This is a genomic window from Mycobacterium sp. NTMscope_MAC_12 (genome assembly GCF_976985675.1).
Map to the genome: position 1 here is coordinate 1,760,753 of NZ_CDRJYY010000001.1, position 20,716 is coordinate 1,781,468.

Here is a 20,716-nt window from a genome sequence, read left to right on the forward strand (position 1 = left end):
GCTGGCCCATACGTCCTCCGCGTGCCACGATGGGATGATGGCTGACGACGCGCTGAGCTCGGAACGTGAATTCAACGAGAACAACATCGAGGAGTTCCGCCGCAACGGCGGCAAGGTCGGGGGGCAGTTCGAGGGCTTCCCGCTGCTGTTGCTGACGTCAGAGGGGGCGCGCAGCGGCGCCCAACGGGTCAACCCCGTCGCCTACTTCGACATCGACGGCAAAATCTATATCGTCGGCTCGGCGGCGGGCCGGGACAAACATCCCGCCTGGGTGCACAACATCCGCGCCATTCCCGACGTATCCATCGAGATCGGCTCCGACGCTCCCAAGTCGGTGACCGCGCGCGAATTGCCGCGCGAGGAAAGAGATTCGATCTATCCCGTCATCGTCGAGCGCGCACCCGGCTTCGGCGAATACCAGCAGCGCACCGATCGCGTCATCCCGGTCTTCGAATTGATGAGCGACTGAAGACCCTCGCTGCCAACAATATTCAAGCCCGTCAATTCGGCACACTAACGCACCGACTGCCGCACAATGATGTGCGCGGGTCTGGCCCGATGCGACGAGCCATCACCGCCCGCCCTGCCCGAAGACAAAGTGAGGTCGGCGATGAGACAGTATCTGCGGCGCTCCCTAATCGGCGCCTTCGCCCTCGCGCTGGCCGGGTTACCGGTGACGGTGCCCGGGACGCCGGCGATCGCCCGCGCCGACGGTGACTGCGCCCCGGGCTGGGGCTGGAGCGTCGAGTTGAATGAGTGCGTGTTCCTGCTGCCGGCCGCAAATGGACCGGGTGGCCCCGGTGGACCGGGCGGCCCCGGCGGACCGGGTGGCCCCGGCGGACCTGGAGGGCCCGGCGGGCCGGGCGCGCCCGGCCACCCCGGAGCGCATTAAAAGCCCGTCTAGCTGCGGCGACGCAACGCTCGCACCGGGGATCTCGCCGGATGGTCGGCCGCCGGGAACTCCACCGGCCCATCGGTCGTTATACCGGCTAAGTAACCGGTGATTCCGAGGGGGACAAGAGCCGCATGCCACGCACAGACAACGACACCTGGGATCTCGCGACCAGTGTGGGCGCGACCGCCACGATGGTGGCAGCCGCCCGGGCGATCGCGACCAACGCCGACAACCCGCTGATCGAGGACCGGTTCGCCGAGCCTCTGGTTCGTGCCGTCGGCGTGGACTTCTTCACTCGCTGGGTCTCCGGCGACTTGGTCGCCGCCGACGTCGACGACCATGAATCCGGCTGGAAGCTCGAACACATGCCCGCCGCGATGGCCGCCCGCACCCGTTTCTTCGACTCGTTCTTCCAGGCAGCGACGCAGGCCGGGATCCGGCAGGCGGTGATCTTGGCGTCCGGCCTTGATGCGCGCGCCTACCGGTTGGCCTGGCCGGCCGACATGACGGTGTTCGAGATCGACCAGCCCCAGGTGATCGACTTCAAGGCCACCACCTTGGCGCAGCTGGGCGCAGCACCGCAGACCGAGCTGCGCACGGTCGCTGTCGATCTGCGTAACGACTGGCCAAAAGCCTTGGTGGACGCGGGCTTCGACACGAGCCGGCCCACGGCATGGATCGCGGAGGGCCTCTTCGGTTATCTACCGCCGGAGGCCCAAGACCGCCTACTGGACAACATCACCGCACTGAGCGCTGACGGCAGCCGGCTGGCGTGCGAAGCTATTCCAGACATGTCCGAGGTAGACACCGAGAAGGCGCACGAGATGATGCGAAGGGCCACCGCGAAATGGCGTGAGCACGGCTTCGACCTGGAATTCGGCGATCTCGGCTACCAGGGCGAGCGCAACGACGTCGCCGTCTACCTGGACAACCTGGGATGGCAGTCGGTCGGCGTCCAGATGAGTCAGCTGCTGGCCGACTCCGGCCTCGAGTCGATCCCGCAGACCAACGACTCCGTCTCGGTGGCCGACACCATCTACTACAGCTCGGTGCTGGCCAAGTGACCGCGCCGCAGCGCCGCGGGCTCAACGAAGCGGTCACGCGGATGTGGAGCTTTCTGGCGCCGGCCTACGACCTGCCGTTTCTGCAACAGTGGGTGTACCGGCCGCCGCACAACGAGGTGATAGATCAGCTGCGTCACCACGGGGCGCAAAAGATCGCTGATATCGCCTGCGGCACAGGAATTCTCAGCGACCGCATCCAGCGTGAACTGAATCCCGACGAGATCTATGGCGTCGACATGTCCGACGGCATGCTCAACCAAGCCCGGGCCAGATCGAATCGGGTGCAGTGGTTGCGCGGTCCGGCCGAACAACTTCCGTTTGACGACGGTGCGCTCGACGCGGTCGTGACGACCTCGGCATTCCACTTCTTCGACCAGCCCGCGGCGTTGCGCGAGTTCCATCGCGTGCTCGCGCCGGGCGGTCTGGTGGCCGTCTCGGCGTTGAGCACGCGGCAACCGCGGCTGCAGTCATCAGCGCAGAATCGGTGGAAGCCGCAACACAACACGTCGGCGCCCGAGATGCGGGCGCTGTTCGAAAACGCCGGGTTCGTGATCAGCGACCAGCACCGGATCCCGCGGCCGGTCTGGACGCGCCTGGTGTCCGATCTGCTGACCGTCGGCACCAAAAGCTGAGACTCGCGTCGAGCACGAAATGTGTTTGTCGCCAACGGTATAGACGACGCTGCCCGCCTCGCCAATCGGCGAGGCGGGCATCGCGTTCAGCGATCTTTACAGCGGAATCCAGACCCCGAAGAAGTCGAATCCCCACTGGTTGAAACGGGGGTTCCAGTACGGCGTTTCCTGGTAGCCCCAGTAGTTGATCGGGCCATAACCCCATGGACCGCCAGGCGGGGGGAGCGGCCGATCCCACGCCGGTCGCGGCGGCGCGCCGGGGCCCCACGGGCCAGGCCCGTCGCCCCACGGGGCGCCGTGGAAGTAGCCCCGCTGGTCATCGCCATGCCACGGACCACCGGGACCACCGGGACCGGCGGGCCCACCCGGGCCTCCGGGACCACCGGGATGATTGGGACCGCCAGGACCGCCAGGACCGCCAGGACCACCGGGCCCGCCCGGACCACCTGGGCCGCCGGGACCACCAGGGCCGCCGGGATCATTCGGCCCGGTGGGAGCGTGAAAGCCCCCGGGTTGCGGTGCGCCATGACCACCGGGGCCCGGTGGCGGCCCGCCCGGTGCGGCGTTGGCAAACCCGGCGCCCATTCCCAAGGCCGCAGCACCGAGCGCTCCGGCGATGGTCACCCCTCCGACAAGTTGCTTCAACTTCACGATGCTTCACCTATCCACTAGGGACTTCTTCCACCAGGGATGCGTTCGGAACCTCCCCCTGGCACAACCCAGACGCTAGATAGCTTTCCTATGGACTAGCTGTGTTTGGCCCCTGCAGTGTGTGGGTGGGTAGCCGGACGCGCCGGTTTGGCAAGGCTAGGTTGGCTAGTCGGCCACGGTTTTCCTCTATATCGTTGCCGCCGTGTCGAGTACGTCACATCCCGCCGAACCGCACGTCGGATCGGTGTCGTCGAAGCTGAATTGGTTGCGCGCGGGCGTGCTGGGCGCCAACGACGGGATCGTCTCCACCGCGGGCATCGTCGTAGGCGTCGCGGCGGCCACGACCCTGCGAGGCCCGATCTTGACCGCCGGCAGCGCCGGACTGGTCGCCGGAGCGGTGTCGATGGCACTCGGAGAATACGTATCCGTCAGCACCCAGCGCGACACGGAAAAAGCGCTGCTGCGCCAGGAGCGCCGCGAACTGCGCGACGATCCCGCTGCCGAACTGGACGAGCTCGCCACGCTCTACGAAGCGAAAGGCCTGACGGCGGCCACCGCCCGCACCGTGGCAGAGGAACTCACGGATCAGAATCCGTTGCTGGCCCACGCCGAGGTCGAACTCGGCATCAATCCCGACGAGTTGACGAATCCGTGGCAGGCGGCGTCGTCGTCGGCGCTGTCATTTGCGATCGGCGCCCTGTTGCCGTTGACCGCCATCCTGGCCCCGCCGACCACGTGGAGGATCCCCGTCACCATGGCGGCGGTGCTCGCGGCATTGGTGGTCACCGGCGCGGTCTCGGCCGGTCTGGGCGAGGCGCCAAAGCTTCGCGCCGTGCTCCGCAACGCCATCGGGGGCAGCCTCGCGCTGACGATCACCTACGTGATCGGTCACCTGGTAGGCGCCGCCATCGACTGACCGGCACGGCGCATTCGCCGACTGGAAGCGCAACTGTAACATTCACGGTTGCGGGTCTCAGCAGGGTTCCGCGATCCCCTGACGCGAAGGGTCATGCAGTGGCCGAGCCCAATGTCGTTCCGGATGAAGCTCAATGGGCGGAACCGGCGCCGTATTTCGTTCGCGACGAAAAGTATTTCGTGCCAACGCGAATCGCGCGCGGCGGCTGGGGTCCATCGCTCAGCGGCCACGTCGTCGGCGGGCTCCTGGCGTGGGCGGTCGAGCGGGCCGCTCCGGACGCGCACCTGCAACCGGCGCGGCTGACCGTGGACCTGCCCCGGCCCACGGCGCTCAAACCGCTCGAGGTGCACACCGAGGTGCGCCAGGACCGACGGCGATTGCGGCTGGTCGAGGCCGTCATCATCCAGGACGGCGCCCCGGTGGCACAGGCCAGCGCGCTGTTCTTGCGGCGCGGACCCCAGCCCGGCGGACAGGTCTGGTCACCGCCGGTGCAGATGCCGCCGCTACCGTCGGGCCAGGATTACCCGACGCTGTTCATGCGCACCTACGGCTGGGGCTCGGAGGTGCAGAACCCCGACCCGGACTGGCCCCAGACCGAGGGCCCGAAATACACCTGGTTGCACGAGGATCGCCCGTTGGTCGACGATGAACCGCTGTCCGCCTTCACCCGCGCCGCGATGGCCGGAGACATCACGGCCTCGATCGCCAACTGGGGCACCAACTCCCTGGAGTTCATCAACGTCGACTACACGCTGACGCTGGTCCGGCTGCCCGAGGGCGCGCACATCGGGCTGGCCTCCCTCACGCATCACAGCCACGACGGGGTGGCCAGCGGCTCCGCGGTCCTGGTCGACGAGAAGGGCCCGATCGGCACCGGGGTGTCGGTCGCCGTCGCGCAGTCGGGATTTCGTCCTCCCTCCACCGACCCGTCGGTGCGGTGACGTTGGCTGGGAACGGCACGTTCTGGGCGTTGATCGCCGATGCGGCGCAACGGGATTCGAACCGGCCGCTTCTCGCCGACGAGCATGGACGCAGCCTGACCGCACGCCAGCTCCACGACGCCGCGTGCGCAACCGCCGCCGCCCTCGCCGAACGGGGGGTCCGCGCGGGAACCGTGGTGTCCTGGCAGCTGCCCACCACGCTGGAAACCATGGTGGTGATGGCCGCGCTGGCCCGGCTCGGTGCGGTGCAAAACCCGATCATCCCGTTGCTGCGGGAGAGCGAGGTCGGCTTCATCACCGGCCAGTTGAACACCGAATTCTTTGTGGTACCGGAGGTTTGGCGTGGCTTCGACCACGGCGGCCTGGCTCGCGACCTGGCGCGGGACAAGGGTTTTGAGGTCGTCGCCATCGACCTGGAAACGCCGCCGGCCGGCGAGCTGCGGCTGCCCCGCGACCACCCCGGCTCCCTGCCCGCGCCCCCGAGATCGGCTGACGACGCCCGCTGGGTCTACTACTCATCCGGGACCACCGCGGCTCCCAAAGGGATCCGCCACACGGACAGCTCGGTCATCGCCGGCTCGGCGGGAGTGGTGGGCATGGTGGGGGCCACGAGCAGCGACGTGGACCCCATCGCCTTCCCGATCGCTCATATCGGCGGGGCGGCGATGCTGGCCACCGCGTTACTGACCGGCATGCGGCTGGCGCTGTTCGAGTCGTTCGACCCCGCGACGACGCCGCTGGCCATCGCCGCCCACAACCCGACGTTCCTGGGCACGGCGACCCCGTTCTTCGTGGCGTTCCTCGAAGCCCAGCGCGCCCACGGTGATCGGCCGCTGTTCTCGTCCGTGCGGGGTTGTCTGGCGGGAGGCGCGCCCATCACCGCCGAATTGGGGCGGCAGGTCCGCGAAACCTTCGGCATCGCCGGGATCGCCAACGCGTGGGGGATGACCGAGTTTCCGTGCGCGACTTCGCCTTCACTGACCGCCCCGCCGGAGGTGCTCGACCACACCGTCGGCCCGCCGGTGCCCGGGGTCAAGGTCCGCGTGGTCGACAGCAGAGAAATCGAACTGGGTGCCGGGCAGGAAGGGGAGCTGCGACTCAAAGGGCCGCAATGTTTCCTCGGCTATGCCGATCCGACGCTGGACGTCGAGGCGTTTGACGGCGACGCCTGGCTGCGCACAGGCGATCTCGGCCTGATCGATGCCGGCGGCAACGTCCGCGTCACCGGTCGCACCAAAGACGCGATCATCCGCAACGCGGAGAACATCTCCGCCCTCGAGATCGAGAATGCGCTCGCCACCCATCCCGCCGTCGCCGACGTCGCCGTCATCGGAATCCCCGATTCGCGCACCGGCGAACGCGTCTGCGCCGTCGTCGTACCCGCCACCACCGACGGTGTGACATTGGAATCCCTTGTGCAACACTGCCAATCGCGGGGCCTGAGCCGTTACAAGCACCCCGAACATCTCGTGGTCGTCGACACGCTACCGCGCAATCAATTCGGCAAGGTGATCAAGAAGGACCTGCGCGAGACCTTCGGGTGACAATCCCTGCTCGCCGCGGGCGTAACGCCACGGCGAGATTCCGCTGAATTTTTCGCCGTGGCGTTACGCCCGCGGCGCGATTCCCGCGGTTCCTCGGCGGCGACGGCCCGCGCTATAGCCCCTTGGGCGCATCGCGAACCGCCTGCACCGCCGCGGCGTCGCCGTCGAACTCGACCTGCGCCGCGCGCCCGACGGAGAACAGCAACAGCTCCGCGGGCGCACCGGTCACCGTGACCGCCGGACCCTCACCGGCGGTGAGCAGCGTCTTGCCCTCCGGGGTGCGCAACGCCACCCGGGCGGGCACCTTGGCGAGGGTCAAACGGGCCATCAGCGGCAGGGTGCGCCGCAACATCGTGCTCAGCGCGGGCTCCAGCGCGCGCGGCTGCCAGCCCGGCTGCGCGCGGCGCACGTCCTCGTGATGAATGAACATCTCGGCGACGTTGGCCACCGGGTCGAGCAGCTTGAGCGGTGAGTAGACCGGCGGGCCGGCGGCGACCTTGTCGACCAGCTCGTCCCACTCGTTTCGCTCGCTCACCTGGTTTTGCACCTTGGCGGTGTGGGAGGCGAAAAACGGGATCAGGATGCCCGGGGCGGCGTCGGGGCGATACTCCCGGATCACCAGGTGGGCGGCCAGGTCCCGCGTCGTCCAGCCCTCGCACAGGGTGGGCGCGTCCGGACCGACGCCGCGCATGGTGTCCACGAGGGCGGCGCGTTCGCGTTGAGCAACAGACATGCGTTCAGCGTAGAGCGCTCACCCCCGAGCAGGACGGGTCCACCGAACACCGACGGCCGGCGGCTCGGTAAATTTGAGACCGTCCGGCCCTGGAAAGGAGATGTAGGAGAAGTCATGAACGCGCGCGTCGAGCAGTTGGAGTTTCAGGCAGAGGCTCGCCAACTGCTGGATCTGATGGTCCATTCCGTCTACTCCAACAAGGACTCGTTCCTGCGGGAGCTGATCTCCAACGCCTCCGACGCGTTGGACAAGCTGCGGCTCGAGGCCTTCCGCAACAAGGACCTCGACGTCGACACGTCCGACCTGCACATCGAGATCGACGTCGACCACCAGGCGCGCACCCTGACCATCCGCGACAACGGCATCGGCATGACCCGCGACGAAGTGGTCGACCTGATCGGCACGCTGGCCAAGTCGGGCACCGCCGAGCTGCGCCAGCAACTCCGCGAGGCCAAGAACGCCAAGAGCGAGGCCGCCTCCGAGGAACTCATCGGCCAGTTCGGCATCGGCTTCTATTCGAGCTTCATGGTGGCCGACAAGGTCGAACTGCTGACCCGCAAGGCCGGCGAGAGCGACGCCACCAAATGGGAATCCAGCGGCGAGGGCACGTACACGATCGAATCGATCGACGATGCGCCGCAGGGGACGTCGGTCACCCTGCGCCTCAAGCCCGAAGACGCCGAGGATGAGCTGCACGACTACACCTCGGAGTTCAAGCTCCGCGGCCTGGTCAAGAAGTACTCCGACTTCATCGCCTGGCCCATTCGCATGCAGGTCGAGCGCCGAGAACCGGCCAGCGAGGAAGGTGGCGAGGAGACCGTCACCATCGAGACCGAGACCCTCAACTCGATGAAGGCCCTGTGGGCCAGGCCCAAAGACGAGGTCTCCGATGAGGAGTACAAGGAGTTCTACAAGCACATTGCGCACGCCTGGGACGACCCGCTCGAGGTCATCGCGATGAAGGCCGAGGGCACCTTCGAATACCAGGCGCTGCTGTTCATTCCGTCGCACGCGCCGTTCGATCTGTTCAACCGCGACGCCCAGACGGGCATCCAGCTGTACGTCAAGCGCGTGTTCATCATGGGCGACTGCGACCAACTCATGCCCGAATACCTGCGCTTCGTCAAGGGTGTGGTTGACGCACAAGACATGTCGCTCAACGTCTCGCGTGAGATCCTGCAACAGGACCGGCAGATCAAGGCCATCCGGCGCCGGTTGACCAAGAAGGTCCTGTCCACCATCAAGGATCTGCAGACCGAGCGCCCCGACGACTATCGGACGTTCTGGACCCAATTCGGCAGGGTCGTCAAGGAAGGCCTGCTGTCGGACTTCGACAACCAGGAAACGCTGCTGCAGATCTCATCGTTCGCCTCGACACACAGCGAGGAGGAGGCGACCACGCTCGCCGAGTACGTCGAGCGCATGAAGGACGGTCAGACGCAGATCTTCTACGCCACGGGGGAGACGCGTCAGCAGATCCTCAAGTCGCCGCACCTCGAGGCGTTCAAAGCCAAGGGCTACGAGGTGCTGCTGCTCACCGACCCGGTCGACGAGGTCTGGGTGGGAACGGTGACCGAATTCGACGGCAAGCCGCTGCAGTCGATCGCCAAGGGCGAGGTGGACCTGGGCGCCGAGGGCGAGGAGAGCGAGGCCGAGCGCGAAGAGCAGCAGAAGGAATTCGCCGACCTGCTCACCTGGATGAAGGACACCCTGGCCGACCACGTCAAGGAGGTTCGGCTCTCCACCCGCCTGACCGACTCACCCGCCTGCCTGATCACCGACGCCTTCGGGATCACTCCGGCGCTCGCGCGCCTCTACCGCGCCTCGGGGCAGGACATCCCGGTGGGGAAGCGGATCCTCGAACTCAATCCGAACCACCCGCTCGTCACGGGCCTGCGCCAGGCGCACCAGGACCGCAGTGACGACCCGTCGATCGCCGAGACCGCCGAATTGCTGTACGGCACAGCGCTTCTCGCCGAGGGTGGCGCGCTCGACGATCCGGCACGGTTTGCCGAGATGCTGGCCGATCGGTTGGCCCGCACGGTGTAGACCGGGCTGTCGCCGCCAGATGACGAAGTTTTGCGGATTGAAACGCCGCGGGCGGGGATAATTAGGTCCCATGGCTGAGTTTCGCGTCATCGACCCGCACGGGCGGGTGGTCGCGACGAAGAATTTCGCCAACGCGGAGGCCGCCCACGCCTGGTTCGTCCACTCGGTCGGCGGCAACACCGAGCTGGGCTGGCGCATGGAGGTCAACGACGACGGGCAGTGGGCCTTCTTCGATGACACCGAAGGCTTTACCGCCCCGGTGAGCCGCCGGCCGATGAAGCGCTGAATCGACGATCGACGCGCGCGGTCGGCCACGTAGGCTCCCCCCATGCATGTCGACGCGATGACGACGCCCCAGCCGCTCGGTCAAATCGGCGAGCTTGCCCGCCGGACCCAATCCGCCGGCTTCTCCGGTCTGTTGTTCACCGAGACGGGTCGCACCGCCTACCTGAACGCCGCCGTCGCGTCGCAGGCCGCGCCCGATCTCGAACTGTCCACGGGTGTCGCGGTGGCCTTCCCGCGCAGCCCGTTCGTCACCGCCGCCGCGGCATGGGAATTGCAGGAAGCGACCAAGGGAAAGTTCCGGCTGGGTTTGGGAACTCAGGTGCGCACCCACGTCGTGCGGCGCTACGGCACGGCATTCGAGCGGCCCGGGCCCCGGCTGCGCGACTACCTGCTCGCCGTGAAGGCGTGTTTCGCGGCGTTTCGCTCGGGGACGCTCGACCACCACGGCGACTTCTACGATCTCGACTTCATCACCCCGCAGTGGAGCCCGGGCCCCATCGGCGCTCCCGACCCGAAAGTCGATATCGCGGCGGTGAATCCGTGGATGCTGCGGATGGCCGGCGAGGTCGCCGACGGGGTGCACGTCCACCCGATCGGTGAGCCGGGATACCTGGCCCGTCACGTGCTGCCGACGGTCGCCGAGGGGGCGGCGAAGGCCGGGCGTTCGGTGTCGGACCTCGCGATCATCGTGCCCGTCATGACGATCGTCGGCGACAGCGACGAAGAGCGCGACAAGCAGCGCGAAGTCGTGCGCGCCAGCATGGCGTTCTACGGCAGCACGCCCAACTACGCGTTCATTTGGGACGAGGCCGGTTTCGAGGGGACGACCGCCCGGATCCGGGAGAAGCAGAAGGCCGGAGACTTCGCCGGCATGGCGGCCCAGGTCAGCGACGACCACATCGCCGTCTTCGCCACCGAGTCAAGCTGGGACGGGTTGGCCGACGCGTTGACCGACAAATACGCCGGCATGGCGACGCGTTTGGTGATGTACAACTCCGTGGCCGACCAGGATCGCTTCGAGCGCTACGGCGAGGTGGCCCGCCGCATACGGCACCGCCAACAGGCTTAAGGCAGAAGGCGTTTGGGGTCGGCGCGCCCGGGCCGCTACTGCTTGTCGACCTTGGCGGCGATCTGATTGGCGATGGTGACGCCGAGGTCCCCGGCGTCCTTGCGGCACGCGTCGACGTCGATGACGACGTTTCGGCGGGCAGTCAGGGCCCGCTGACAGGGCATCGTGACGTTCGTGCCGTCCCCGTTGACGGTCACGGTCACCGGAGCGCTCAGCACCCCATTGGCGTTGGACACCGACCCCACCTTCCACTGGAGTTCGGGGTGGGTGCCGTCGGCGGGGACGGTGTCCTGGCGGTTGGCGCAGGCGGGCCAGCGCTGGGACGACGTGGTGAAGAAGGCGTTCGCCTGTTCGGGGGAGGGAAACAACACCACAAACTGGTAGACGTCAGGGCTTTCCAGTTGGCTGGCGCCGGTGGGAGTCGGCGCGAGGTCGTGGTAGCCGTACACGGCGGTGCTTCCGCTGTCGGCGTATTCGGAGGCCAACCCGGCATGGATCGTGTACTTGCATTCGGGCGGGAAGGTGTAGTCGGTGCGGTGCACCGGGTCTTCGCCGAGGTTGGTGAACGGCGGATCGCTCGTCGTTCCCCTGGTGCCCAGCGCGCTGTCGATGTCGTCGGGCGTGAGCATCACATCGGGCAGCGCACCCTTCGCGAGGGGAGTCTTCGGCGACGCGGTGGTGCCGCTCGACGACGCGGCGGCGTCGCCCGCGCTGCTGTCACCGCAGCCGGCGACGAGGATCCCGGCAGCAGCGACGGCGACGGCGGCAGTTAGCTGACGCATGGTGGGTGCCCTTCCTGCTTGAGCCGACTCCTCAGGGGTCGTTTGCGGGGAGCATACGACAGCACCGGGCGTGGCGTGCCGGTTCGCAGCGAAGCGCTATCTTCGCGGGGTGTCCGCAGTGAACTTCGCTTCCGTCGCGCCGATCGTCCCCGTTCGAAGTCTCGATGTCGCCCTGGACCGCTACCGGCGACTCGGGTTCGACGCCCGCGCATACGACGGCCCGGACCGCTACGGCTTCGTCGACCGCGGGTCGGTGTCGCTGCACCTCAGCGAATGGGACGAACACGACCCGTTGCGCACCGCCGCGAGCGTGTACTTCTACGTCAGCGACGCCGACGCCCTCCACGCCGAGTGGTCCGCGCTGGAGAACCTCGAGGGCCGCTTGGTCGCGCCGCAGGACACGCCCTACGGCTTGCGGGAATTCGCCTATGTCGATCCCGACGGCACCGCGCACCGGGTCGGCTCGCCCCTGGCTTGATCAGGCCGTTTCCCTTGAGAGACTAGGGTTTTCGTCACCCGACGGGGCGGAAGTGGCCTGGCTGTGGGCCAGCGCCACCGTCGCCGCCGCCATCACGGCGATCGAAATGCCCAAGGCCACCAGGCCGGCGCCGTCGGTGTGCAGCGTCTCGCCCAATACGGTGACGCCGAGCATCGATCCGACGACGGGCTCGGCGACGGTCACCGCCGGAAGCGACGCGGTGAGTGGGCCGGCCCGAAACGCCGATTGCTCCCAGGCGGTCGCCGCGATCGCCAGTGCGATCCACACGTACATCTCGGGCGTCCGCACCAACGCCGGGACGCCGCGGTCGAGCTGGTCGACGACGCCCTTGGTCACGACCGAAAACAGTCCCCACAGCGAACCGGACATCAGGCCCAGCAACAACGCGGCGACCGAACCGGGGAACATGCGCGCGCCGATCACACACAGGATCAGTGCCGGGCCCATGACCAGCGCCACGATGGTCCAGGTCTGCACCGACCCGCGCGGGGTCCCCGCCTGAGGGTCACCGACCGTCACGATCACCGCGACCGCGGCCACCAGCAACGCGGCCCAAATCCCTTGCCGGCGCGTGACTCTGCGGTGGTTCGCCCTCGCGCTGACGACCAACGCGAACAGCAGCGACGTCACCAACAGCGCCTGCACGAGCACCACCGAGCCCACGCCCAGCGCCGCGGCCTGGAACCCGAAGCCGGCGGCGGCCACCAGGCTGCCCGCCCACCATCGGCGATCGCGCAGCAGCCGGCGAAACAGCGCCACGGTGCCCACCGGTTGGTCGGTGACCTGTTGAGCGGATCGCTGCTGGGCGACGTCTCCGATGCCCACCATCAAGGCGGCCGCAATCGCGAGCGCCGCGGCAATGGCTGTCTTGTCCACTGGTCCTTCCCTCGACGATCAACCGCTTGCGCCGCAACGGCTTTGCGGTAGCGACGTCACAGCGCCCCGGTCACAGGGGCAACATGCCCCTCCCCGGCGGGCCGACGCGCCCGGTGTGACCTCCGTGGTCATAGGGGCGGGTGATACCGCGACGCGCGCGTCAGCTGTCGCGCCGGATCTTGAGCGCGGTGGTGATCATGGGAATCTGCAGCGGCAGCCGCGCCAGGGCGACGATCCGCATCGCCCACGGCTTGTTCCACCACAACCGGACCATGTTGACGTTGCCCGGGAAGACCCCGACGAACAGGGCCACGGCGGCCAGCGCGGCGGTTCGCCGGGTGCGTCGCGGCACCAGCAGCGCCCCGATCGCCAGCTCCGCCACTCCGGATCCGTAGGTGTAGAGCCGCGGGCTGCCGGGCAGTTCGACGGGGATGATCGAGTCGAACGGTTTGGGCGCCACGAAGTGCAGGGTGCCGATGCCGAGCAGCATCGCCGCCACACGGTAGGCGAGTTGCTGGGTGGCGTCACCGCCAGCGAGGGGTTTGGTTGTCATGAAGACATTGTGCCCATTGCGTTCCACTGCTTACGCCCGGTCGGCGTCGGTGAAGCGGATGATGCCGCGGACATTGCGCCCCTCGAGCATGTCGCGGTAGCCGTCGTTGATCTCCTCGAGGCTGTACTCGCGCGTGACCATGTCATCGAGGTTGAGCTGACCCAACTTGTACAGCTCCAGGATCGCCGGAATGTCGTGCTGCGGGTTGCCGCCGCCGAACAGGCTGCCCTGCAAGCTTTTCTGCAGCAGTGTCAGCCCCGCCAGGTTGAGGGTGGTGTCGGTGGCCATCACGTTGCCCATGGCCGTCAGCACGCACGTGCCGCCCTTGGCCGTCAGGCCCATCCACGCCTCGACGTCGCGGCCGTCGCAATGACCCACCGTGACAATCACTTTGGGGCACATCGCGCCCCACGTCGTCTCGGCGATGGCTGCGGCGGCGGTGGCGACGTCCGCGAAGGCTTCGGTCGCACCGAACTTCAACGCCTGCTGGCGCTTCCATTCGAACGGATCGACCGCGAAGATGCGGCGGGCCCCGGCGATGCGGGCGCCCTGGATTGCGGCGACACCGACGCCGCCGGCGCCGACGACCGCGACGTCCTCGCCGGGCCCGACCGCCGCGCTGCGCACCGCCGAGCCATAGCCGGTGGTCACCCCGCAGCCCACCAGGCAGGCCACGTCGAACGGGATCGCGGGGTCGACCTTGACCACCGAGGTGTGGTGCACCACCACGTAGGGCGCGAAGGTGCCCAGCAGCGACATCGGCACGACATCGCGCCCCTTGGCCGTCACCCGGAAGGAGCCGTCGCAGACCGACGCCCCCGACAGCAGCCCCATGCCCAAGTCGCACAGGTTGCGCAGTCCGACCTGGCACGGCGTGCACTTGCCGCAGGACGGGATGAACGACATGACCACGTGGTCGCCGACGGCCAGGTGCTCGACGCCGTCGCCGACCTCGGTGATGATGCCGGCGCCCTCGTGCCCGCCGAGCACCGGGAAGCTCGGGATGGGGAAGTCACCTGTCTGCAAGTGGTGGTCGGAGTGGCACAAACCGGCCGTCTCCAACTGGACCGCCACCTCGCCGCGGCGGGGATCGCCGATCTCGATCTCGTCGATCACCCACGGTTCGTTGAGGTCCCAGACCAAGGCGCCTTTGGTTTTCAACGGGGAGGCCTCCTGGAAACGTGTACTAACCGCTTAATTGTTAGCGCGGTCACAGACCGGCCCCCACCGAACTTAGACCAATACTATTGTCTATACAGTATTTGAAACGATTCGCCGCGACTGAACGCCGCCAGACCGCTCGAGGTTGAAAACATGGGTACACCCGTAATCGTCGGAGCCGTTCGAACGGCGATCGGCCGTTCCTTCAAGGGGACGCTTGTCAACACGCCGCCCGAGACGCTGATCACCGCGGTGCTTCCCGAGGTGGTGCGCAGATCCGGTGTCGACCCGGCCGCCATCGACGACATCATCTTCGCCGAATCCCATTACGGCGGTGGCGATCTCGCGCGGTACGCGGCCACCGCGACCGGCCTCGAGCATGTCCCCGGCCAGTCGGTCAACCGGCATTGCGCGGGCAGCCTCACCGCGATCGGCAACGCGGCGGCCCAGATCGGCTCCGGCATGGAACGGGTGCTGATCGCCGGCGGCGTGCAGTCGCTGTCGATGACGCCGCTGACCAACTGGCGCATCCCCGGGCCCGAGCTGAAGTTCGAGGAGCGCTGGATGCCGCCGACGCACGTCGAGACGCCCGACGCGCCCGCCAAGGACATGTCGATCACGGTCGGCTGGAACACCGCCCAGACGGTCGGCATCACGCGCGAAGAGATGGACGCGTGGGCGGCCCGCTCGCATCAGCGGGCCGTCGCGGCTCAGGATGCGGGCAAGTTCGTCGACGAGATCCTGCCGCTGAAGATTTCGCAGGCGGACGGTTCGGTCATCGAGTTCGCCGTCGACGAGCACCCGCGGCGGGACACTACTGTCGAAAAGCTGGCCGGCCTCAAGGTGTTGCACCCTGAGATCGAGGGCTTCTCGATCACGGCGGGCAACAGCAGCGGCACCAACGACGCCGCGGCCGCGGTCGCGCTGGTCGATCGCGAGTACGCCGAGGCCGAGAAGCTCAACGTGATGGGCACGGTCAGGGCGTGGGCCGCCGCGGGCGTGCCGCCGCGGGACTGCGGCCTGGGTGCGGTCAAGGTCATCGGGAAGGTGTTGCAGCGCGCCGGGTTGTCGCCCGGCGACGTGGCGCTGTGGGAGATCAACGAGGCGTTCGCGTCCGTGCCGATCGCGGCATGCCGGGAGTACGGCCTCGACGAGGAGAAGGTGAACTTCTCCGGCAGTGGTTGCAGCCTCGGCCACCCCATCGCGGCTTCGGGCGCGCGCATGGTGACCACGCTGGCCTACGAGCTGGCCCGCCGCGGCGGCGGTATCGGCGTCGCGGCGATGTGCGCCGGCGGCGGCCAGGGCGGCGCTGTCGTCATCGAGGTCTAGCGCGGGTCGGCCGCCTTCAGGCCCAGCCACGCGTCAGTTACAGAACGTGTAGCCGATGAACTGGGTGCCGCGCGTGTCGCCGCTGGCGTAGTTGGCGAAGTGCACCGCCGGTTTTCCGTCGTACTGGGTGTTCATCTGCTGCACGGCCGGCGGTGGGACGTCTTTGGGGAACGCCAGGATCATGTCGGCGAAGATCTCCAGGCCGGCCTGGCAGATGGCCTCGCGCCGGGGCGGCTGCGGATTCCACGCGTGCACGACCACCGGCTCGGTCAGCTGAGATCCGGTCGCGCAATTCGGGTCGCAGAGCTTGAAGACGGCCGTGCCGGTCCCGTCGGCGCCCTGGGGTCCCCAGGAGATCCACGACATGTCCTGCAGCGCAATCGCCACGCTGGCGCAGCCCAGGACGTTGAGTTTCTTGGGACGCGGGACCGGCGGGACGGATGGGTTATAGCAGCCGGGGATGGCGAAGCTCTCCGGCGCCGACGGCGGTGGGCTGGTAGTGGGGCCCGTCGCGCGTTGATTGCCTTCGGTTACCCGCACCCCCACGACGGCCAATACCCCGACCAGCACCACCGCCGCAATGCCGATCGCGATCAAGCGCCGCCGCGAGATGTGCCGCAACCGCTGCGATAAAGGAACGTTGGCGTTGCCGCTCACGTCCACCAGATTACGGACGAATTCTTCGTCGGGGGTGGCGCCGGCCCGCCGCAACTTCTCAGGGTAAAGTTGGTCATCACTGCCAACTTATTGAGGATTCCGTGGAGACACCGATGAATGATCATGATCTGGCCGCGCGGCTGGGCGCCGAGGCCGGTCAGCTGCTGCTCCGGGTCCGGCAAGAGTTCGCCGATGCGGAGGCGAGCGAACGGAAAGCGGCGGGGGACAAGCGATCCCACGACTTTCTGATGGCGGCGCTCGCCGCGGAGCGCCCCGGTGACGCGGTGCTGTCCGAGGAGGGCGCCGACAACCCGGTGCGGTTGCGCTCGGAGCGTGTCTGGATCGTCGATCCGCTGGACGGGACGCGGGAATTCTCCGAGCTCGGGCGCGACGATTGGGCGGTGCACGTCGCGCTCTGGGAGGCCGGCGAGCTGACTGCCGGCGCCGTGGCGCTGCCGGCGCAGGGCATCACGTTCGCCACTCCCGACATCGCGTCGCCCCCGGCGGCGCCGGGCAAGCCGCGCATCGTGGTCTCGCGCACCCGCCCACCCGCCATCGCGTTGAACGTCCGGGACGCCCTGGACGGCGTCCTGGTCGCAATGGGTTCGGCCGGCGCCAAGGTGGCGTCGATCGTCCAAGGCTTGTCCGATGTGTACGTGCACGCCGGAGGCCAGTACGAATGGGACTCCGCGGCCCCGGTGGCGGTGGCACGCGCCGCCGGGCTGCACACCTCCCGTATCGACGGATCCGCCCTGGCCTACAACCAGCCGGACCCGAAGCTACCCGACGTCGTGGTGTGCCGTCCCGAGCTCGCGGAAGCCGTACTCGCGGTTACCCGTTGACATCCCCCGCCGGCCTGCGTCCAAGCGATCGCTAAACCGTGACGAAGTCGGCCATCATGGCCATGTCCTCGTGCTCGAGGTTATGACAATGCACCAGATAGGTTCCGCGATAGTCGGTGAACCGCACGATCACTTCCACGGCTTCGGCCGGTGCCACGTCGATGGTGTCTTTCCAACCGTGATCGAAGCGCCCCGGTGGCCTGTTGTTGCGCGACACGACTTGAAACGGGTTGAGGTGGACGTGGATTGGATGCCGGACATCGGTGATGAAACGCCAGATTTCGACGTCGCCGATGCGCGGTGTCGCGACCGGGGAGCCGGGCGCGTAGGGCTTGTTGTTGATCGTCCACACACCGGATCGGCCTTGTCCGAACAGGAAGGTGCGGGTGGTGGTGGCACGCCTGCGGTCCAGGGGAGCGCAGGTTTCGCTGAGCCGTTCGGGAACGGTTGATTCGTCCGATCGGTCGGTGCCGATGACGTCGAAGCGCATCACCTGCGTAGTGGTCTGTGTACCAAGGGTGTTGAGGAGCCGTACCCGGGTGCCGGGACGATAGCGCGAGAAGTCGACGACGACGTCGAAGCGTTCGGCCGGCGCGATGTCAATCTCGTCATGCGTGACCGGACCGGCCAGAAGGCCACCGTCACTGCCGATCTGGGTGAATGCCGGTCCCTCGGGTGGCGGTGGGTCGAGCCGCAATCGGTAGCGGCGGGCGTTGGAGGCGTTGAGTATTCGGAATCGATACCGCGCGGGGTCGGTGTCCAGCACGGGCCACGGCGCGCCGTTGACCAGTACGACGTCGCCCAGCACGCCGTTCATATAGGGGGCGGCGACGTCACCTCCGTCGGTGAGCGGGTACTGGAACGAGCCGTCCGCGGCGAACGATCGATCGGTGATCATCAGAGCGATGTCGCGATCACCTTTCGGCAGTGGGAGGTCGGCCTCTTCATCGTCGTGGACGATGTGAAATCCGGCCAGCCCTCGCCAGACGGCTTGGCCGGTGTAGCCCATTCGGTGGTCGTGATACCACAGCGTCGCCGCGCGTTGCTGCATGGGGTAGACGTATTCGCGTTGCCCGACAACGGAGTTGCGTGACATCCCCGAGCCCATGCCGCTGTCGCCGTCAGTAATCTTCGCGCCCTGGGGCTCGATGAGGTCGAGCGGATAGCCGTCACTGTCGGGTGGGGTGTGGCCGCCGTGAAGGTGCACAGCGACGGGAACGGGCAAGGCGTTGTGGTGGCGGATCACAGTGCGCCGACCCGACCGAGAGACGATTGTGGGCCCGGGAAAGGTTCCGCCATACGTCCAGGCGTGCGTCGTGAGGCCGGGCAGTATCGGCAGATCGGCGGCGCACTGGGTGATCTCGTAATAGTCGCTCGCGGCGTCGCTGGCGATGGGGGACAGCTGAATTGGGATCGGCAACCGCGCTTGGTAACGCGGCGGCGGCGGTACCTGGCTGCGCAGCAGCTTGCCGGGCTCGGCGGGACCCAGCGCCATCTGCGCCGCGGGCCATCCCGCTCCTGCGACACCGACGCCCGCCGTGAGCAGGCCGGCGCGCAGCAGGGTGCGCCGCTTCACGGCGTTACCTCGCCGGCGGCGGGGCGCCGAGCCGGTAGTGGGGTACGCCAGATCGCCGTCGCCACTTGGACAATCCCGGCGACGAGCAGCACACCGAGCGGGATGTGTACGGCGGTCAACCGCAATTCGCCTGCGGCGAACTCGGTGACGAGCAACAACGTCTGCGCCACGCCGCCCAAGAACGCGCCCCGCGGGCCTCCGAGGCGCCAGATCCAGGCGAGGATGACGACTTGCACCGCGGACGTGATGGTGATCGCTCTCGCCACGAGCGCGTGCAGCATCAGCGCGTCGTACTGGCCGCCGAGAAAGTCGCCCGCCAGAATTGCCTGTACGAGCGCGAGCACCACCATCAACGCGGTGCTGGCGCGCGCCAACAGCAGCGGCGCACGTGCGGTCGGGCCTTGCCGCACATCGGCGTTCACAGGACCGCCGGGTGTGCTGCGATCGCGACACCGAGGGCGGCGCAGTTCAGCGCCAGCAGGAATCCGCCGAACATCATCTGACCGCTGATGTCGTGGGCCAGCACGTGGGTGTACACCGCACACACGAAAAAGATCACCAGCCCCGCGGCAGCGGCAATGCCTATCGCGGGAATCCACAGGCCCACAATGAGTCCCACGGTTCCCAACGTCTTCAGGGTGCCGATAGGAAACCTCAACCACGACACCGGCACGCCCGCGCTTTGCATCCCGGGCAGAATCGGCGCGAAGTGCACCAGCGCCGCGACTCCCGAGAATCCATCGAAGACGATCGCAATGAATGTCACGATCAGATATGCGGTGTGCACCGTGCCCTCCTCGGGGGATTCATCGTTTCGGTATCGAGTCAGAGTCTTTGGCGGACAGCGCCTCTCGGCGCACCATTTGCCACAGGGTCGGGGTCGACTGGGTCGTCGAGACGACAACGATGCGGCCGACGGAAGTCGAGTCGGCGACGAGGGAAACCAGATAGTCGGCCAAGTCGATGCGTGCGGTGAACGCGCCCACCGGTTCGACGGGTCCGCTGCTGTAATCGGTCGGTTCGGGCAGGTCGAACAGGCCGGACGGCCGAACGATCGTCTAATCGAGGCCGCTGCCGCACACGATGGATTCCATGCGACGCATGTCGTCGTACACCGTCTTACCGATCGTCGTCCTGATGACGGGGTCGACCAGTCGCACCATGAGCGGGGCGTGAAGGCGTCGCGTGGGATGTACCGACGTGGAGCTCACGACGATGAGGCGGCGCGTCCCCGACGCACGCATGGCGCTGACGATGTTGGTCGCTCCGGCCGAATAGGTGTCGACCCGGTGGCGGGTGAACGGCACCCCGAGCGCCGAGACCACGGCATCGGCTCCCGCGATGGCCGCACGGACGGCGGAGTCGTTCCGCACATCGGCCCCCACAACCGTCAATTGCGGGTCGGTGATGGGGAATTCGTGTGGATGACGCGTCACGGCGGTCACGGCGTGGCCGGCCCTCAGCGCGCACCGCACGGCGAGTCGGCCGGTTGGCCCGTTGGCGCCGAAGATGACCGTCTTCATCGTTCACTTCCCCAAGTAGTCACGATTGATGATTATCACGATACATGACAATAATTTGTGGTGCCAGACTTGAATGGAGGGGGACTGAGGCCGCGCTGAATCGGCGTCGGCAGCAAGGTGGCGGTGATTTCGCGTCGTA

The 20,716-nt window shown here is 67.5% G+C and carries 23 protein-coding genes and 1 pseudogene; 13 read left to right on the plus strand and 11 right to left on the minus strand.

Going from position 1 to position 20,716, the window contains the following annotated elements; all coding sequences use genetic code 11:
- The first annotated feature begins 37 nt into the window (after positions 1-37).
- The 4 genes from AC0KS4_RS08090 (at position 38) to AC0KS4_RS08105 (ending at position 2,591) form a co-directional block, all read left to right on the plus strand.
- On the plus strand, positions 38-469 hold the full coding sequence (locus tag AC0KS4_RS08090) for a nitroreductase family deazaflavin-dependent oxidoreductase (protein ID WP_238957761.1): 432 nt from the start codon (positions 38-40) through the stop codon (positions 467-469).
- Positions 470-610: 141 nt separating this feature from the next.
- A complete protein-coding gene (locus tag AC0KS4_RS08095; RefSeq protein ID WP_238957762.1) occupies positions 611-892 on the plus strand; it encodes a hypothetical protein in 282 nt (93 codons plus the stop codon).
- Positions 893-1,026: 134 nt separating this feature from the next.
- Complete coding sequence (locus AC0KS4_RS08100) at positions 1,027-1,959, plus strand: SAM-dependent methyltransferase (protein WP_238957763.1); 933 nt, start codon at positions 1,027-1,029, stop codon at positions 1,957-1,959.
- Complete coding sequence (locus tag AC0KS4_RS08105; RefSeq protein ID WP_238957764.1) at positions 1,956-2,591, plus strand: class I SAM-dependent methyltransferase; 636 nt, start codon at positions 1,956-1,958, stop codon at positions 2,589-2,591. The genes AC0KS4_RS08100 and AC0KS4_RS08105 overlap by 4 nt, the downstream gene beginning before the upstream one ends.
- A gap of 96 nt (positions 2,592-2,687) precedes the next feature.
- Here AC0KS4_RS08105 and AC0KS4_RS08110 read toward each other — a convergent pair whose 3' ends face one another.
- Positions 2,688-3,242 (minus strand): chitin-binding protein, encoded by a 555-nt coding sequence (locus AC0KS4_RS08110; protein WP_238957765.1) that lies wholly within the window; start codon positions 3,240-3,242, stop codon positions 2,688-2,690.
- Positions 3,243-3,444: 202 nt separating this feature from the next.
- On the opposite strand from AC0KS4_RS08110, the gene AC0KS4_RS08115 reads away from it, so the two are divergent.
- The 3 genes from AC0KS4_RS08115 (at position 3,445) to AC0KS4_RS08125 (ending at position 6,643) form a co-directional block, all read left to right on the plus strand.
- Positions 3,445-4,158, plus strand: a complete 714-nt coding sequence (locus AC0KS4_RS08115; protein ID WP_238957766.1) for a VIT1/CCC1 transporter family protein — start codon at positions 3,445-3,447, stop codon at positions 4,156-4,158.
- Positions 4,159-4,256: 98 nt separating this feature from the next.
- Positions 4,257-5,099: a thioesterase family protein gene (locus AC0KS4_RS08120; RefSeq protein ID WP_238957767.1), complete on the plus strand. Its 843-nt coding sequence runs from the start codon at positions 4,257-4,259 to the stop codon at positions 5,097-5,099.
- A 2-nt stretch (positions 5,100-5,101) separates the two neighbouring features.
- On the plus strand, positions 5,102-6,643 hold the full coding sequence (locus AC0KS4_RS08125) for a class I adenylate-forming enzyme family protein (protein ID WP_238958028.1): 1,542 nt from the start codon (positions 5,102-5,104) through the stop codon (positions 6,641-6,643).
- Positions 6,644-6,755: 112 nt separating this feature from the next.
- Here the strand turns inward: AC0KS4_RS08125 and AC0KS4_RS08130 are convergent, their stop codons facing one another.
- Positions 6,756-7,376, minus strand: coding sequence for a TIGR03085 family metal-binding protein (locus AC0KS4_RS08130; RefSeq protein ID WP_238957768.1), 621 nt, complete (start codon positions 7,374-7,376; stop codon positions 6,756-6,758).
- A gap of 114 nt (positions 7,377-7,490) precedes the next feature.
- Between AC0KS4_RS08130 and htpG the strand changes: the two genes are divergently transcribed.
- The 3 genes from htpG (at position 7,491) to AC0KS4_RS08145 (ending at position 10,779) form a co-directional block, all read left to right on the plus strand.
- Complete coding sequence (gene htpG, locus AC0KS4_RS08135) at positions 7,491-9,425, plus strand: molecular chaperone HtpG (protein ID WP_238957769.1); 1,935 nt, start codon at positions 7,491-7,493, stop codon at positions 9,423-9,425.
- Positions 9,426-9,495: 70 nt separating this feature from the next.
- Positions 9,496-9,711, plus strand: coding sequence for a hypothetical protein (locus AC0KS4_RS08140; RefSeq protein WP_225329506.1), 216 nt, complete (start codon positions 9,496-9,498; stop codon positions 9,709-9,711).
- 42 nt (positions 9,712-9,753) lie between these two features.
- A complete protein-coding gene (locus AC0KS4_RS08145) occupies positions 9,754-10,779 on the plus strand; it encodes a TIGR03617 family F420-dependent LLM class oxidoreductase (protein WP_238957770.1) in 1,026 nt (341 codons plus the stop codon).
- A gap of 35 nt (positions 10,780-10,814) precedes the next feature.
- Here the strand turns inward: AC0KS4_RS08145 and AC0KS4_RS08150 are convergent, their stop codons facing one another.
- The gene (locus AC0KS4_RS08150; protein ID WP_238957771.1) at positions 10,815-11,561 is read right to left on the minus strand and encodes a sensor domain-containing protein; all 747 of its coding nucleotides are present in this window, start codon (positions 11,559-11,561) and stop codon (positions 10,815-10,817) included.
- A 118-nt stretch (positions 11,562-11,679) separates the two neighbouring features.
- Here AC0KS4_RS08150 and AC0KS4_RS08155 point away from each other — a divergent pair, with 118 nt between their 5' ends.
- Complete coding sequence (locus AC0KS4_RS08155; protein ID WP_238958029.1) at positions 11,680-12,039, plus strand: bleomycin resistance protein; 360 nt, start codon at positions 11,680-11,682, stop codon at positions 12,037-12,039.
- On the opposite strand, the gene AC0KS4_RS08160 is transcribed toward AC0KS4_RS08155, so the two are convergent.
- The 3 genes from AC0KS4_RS08160 to AC0KS4_RS08170 all read right to left on the minus strand — a co-directional run bounded on the left by AC0KS4_RS08160 (position 12,040) and on the right by AC0KS4_RS08170 (position 14,650).
- Entirely contained in the window at positions 12,040-12,936 is an 897-nt protein-coding gene (locus AC0KS4_RS08160; protein ID WP_238957772.1) for a DMT family transporter, read from the minus strand.
- A gap of 160 nt (positions 12,937-13,096) precedes the next feature.
- Positions 13,097-13,489: a DoxX family protein gene (locus tag AC0KS4_RS08165; RefSeq protein ID WP_225329510.1), complete on the minus strand. Its 393-nt coding sequence runs from the start codon at positions 13,487-13,489 to the stop codon at positions 13,097-13,099.
- Between the two features lie 30 nt (positions 13,490-13,519).
- The gene (locus AC0KS4_RS08170) at positions 13,520-14,650 is read right to left on the minus strand and encodes an NDMA-dependent alcohol dehydrogenase (protein WP_238957773.1); all 1,131 of its coding nucleotides are present in this window, start codon (positions 14,648-14,650) and stop codon (positions 13,520-13,522) included.
- A 153-nt stretch (positions 14,651-14,803) separates the two neighbouring features.
- Here AC0KS4_RS08170 and AC0KS4_RS08175 point away from each other — a divergent pair, with 153 nt between their 5' ends.
- The gene (locus AC0KS4_RS08175) at positions 14,804-15,979 is read left to right on the plus strand and encodes a thiolase family protein (RefSeq protein ID WP_225329512.1); all 1,176 of its coding nucleotides are present in this window, start codon (positions 14,804-14,806) and stop codon (positions 15,977-15,979) included.
- Between the two features lie 33 nt (positions 15,980-16,012).
- Here the strand turns inward: AC0KS4_RS08175 and AC0KS4_RS08180 are convergent, their stop codons facing one another.
- Positions 16,013-16,576 (minus strand): hypothetical protein, encoded by a 564-nt coding sequence (locus tag AC0KS4_RS08180; protein ID WP_238958030.1) that lies wholly within the window; start codon positions 16,574-16,576, stop codon positions 16,013-16,015.
- Positions 16,577-16,749: 173 nt separating this feature from the next.
- On the opposite strand from AC0KS4_RS08180, the gene AC0KS4_RS08185 reads away from it, so the two are divergent.
- Entirely contained in the window at positions 16,750-17,478 is a 729-nt protein-coding gene (locus AC0KS4_RS08185) for a 3'(2'),5'-bisphosphate nucleotidase CysQ (RefSeq protein WP_238957774.1), read from the plus strand.
- A gap of 31 nt (positions 17,479-17,509) precedes the next feature.
- Here AC0KS4_RS08185 and AC0KS4_RS08190 read toward each other — a convergent pair whose 3' ends face one another.
- The 4 genes and pseudogenes from AC0KS4_RS08190 to AC0KS4_RS08205 all read right to left on the minus strand — a co-directional run bounded on the left by AC0KS4_RS08190 (position 17,510) and on the right by AC0KS4_RS08205 (position 20,577).
- Positions 17,510-19,054, minus strand: coding sequence for a multicopper oxidase family protein (locus AC0KS4_RS08190; RefSeq protein WP_238957775.1), 1,545 nt, complete (start codon positions 19,052-19,054; stop codon positions 17,510-17,512).
- Positions 19,051-19,476, minus strand: coding sequence for a hypothetical protein (locus AC0KS4_RS08195; protein ID WP_238957776.1), 426 nt, complete (start codon positions 19,474-19,476; stop codon positions 19,051-19,053). Before AC0KS4_RS08195 ends, AC0KS4_RS08190 begins: the two co-directional genes overlap by 4 nt.
- Positions 19,473-19,841, minus strand: coding sequence for a DoxX family protein (locus tag AC0KS4_RS08200; protein ID WP_238957777.1), 369 nt, complete (start codon positions 19,839-19,841; stop codon positions 19,473-19,475). The genes AC0KS4_RS08195 and AC0KS4_RS08200 overlap by 4 nt, the downstream gene beginning before the upstream one ends.
- A gap of 19 nt (positions 19,842-19,860) precedes the next feature.
- A pseudogene (locus AC0KS4_RS08205) lies at positions 19,861-20,577 on the minus strand (NAD(P)-dependent oxidoreductase).
- Positions 20,578-20,716: the final 139 nt, after the last annotated feature.

Coding starts and splice junctions, on each gene's coding strand:
- AC0KS4_RS08090 (WP_238957761.1), top strand. CDS start 38: ATGGCTGACGACGCGCTGAGCTCGGAACGTGAATTCAACGAGAACAAC.
- AC0KS4_RS08095 (WP_238957762.1), top strand. CDS start 611: ATGAGACAGTATCTGCGGCGCTCCCTAATCGGCGCCTTCGCCCTCGCG.
- AC0KS4_RS08100 (WP_238957763.1), top strand. CDS start 1,027: ATGCCACGCACAGACAACGACACCTGGGATCTCGCGACCAGTGTGGGC.
- AC0KS4_RS08130 (WP_238957768.1), bottom strand. CDS start 7,376: ATGTCTGTTGCTCAACGCGAACGCGCCGCCCTCGTGGACACCATGCGC.
- htpG (WP_238957769.1), top strand. CDS start 7,491: ATGAACGCGCGCGTCGAGCAGTTGGAGTTTCAGGCAGAGGCTCGCCAA.
- AC0KS4_RS08140 (WP_225329506.1), top strand. CDS start 9,496: ATGGCTGAGTTTCGCGTCATCGACCCGCACGGGCGGGTGGTCGCGACG.
- AC0KS4_RS08145 (WP_238957770.1), top strand. CDS start 9,754: ATGCATGTCGACGCGATGACGACGCCCCAGCCGCTCGGTCAAATCGGC.
- AC0KS4_RS08150 (WP_238957771.1), bottom strand. CDS start 11,561: ATGCGTCAGCTAACTGCCGCCGTCGCCGTCGCTGCTGCCGGGATCCTC.
- AC0KS4_RS08165 (WP_225329510.1), bottom strand. CDS start 13,489: ATGACAACCAAACCCCTCGCTGGCGGTGACGCCACCCAGCAACTCGCC.
- AC0KS4_RS08175 (WP_225329512.1), top strand. CDS start 14,804: ATGGGTACACCCGTAATCGTCGGAGCCGTTCGAACGGCGATCGGCCGT.
- AC0KS4_RS08185 (WP_238957774.1), top strand. CDS start 16,750: ATGAATGATCATGATCTGGCCGCGCGGCTGGGCGCCGAGGCCGGTCAG.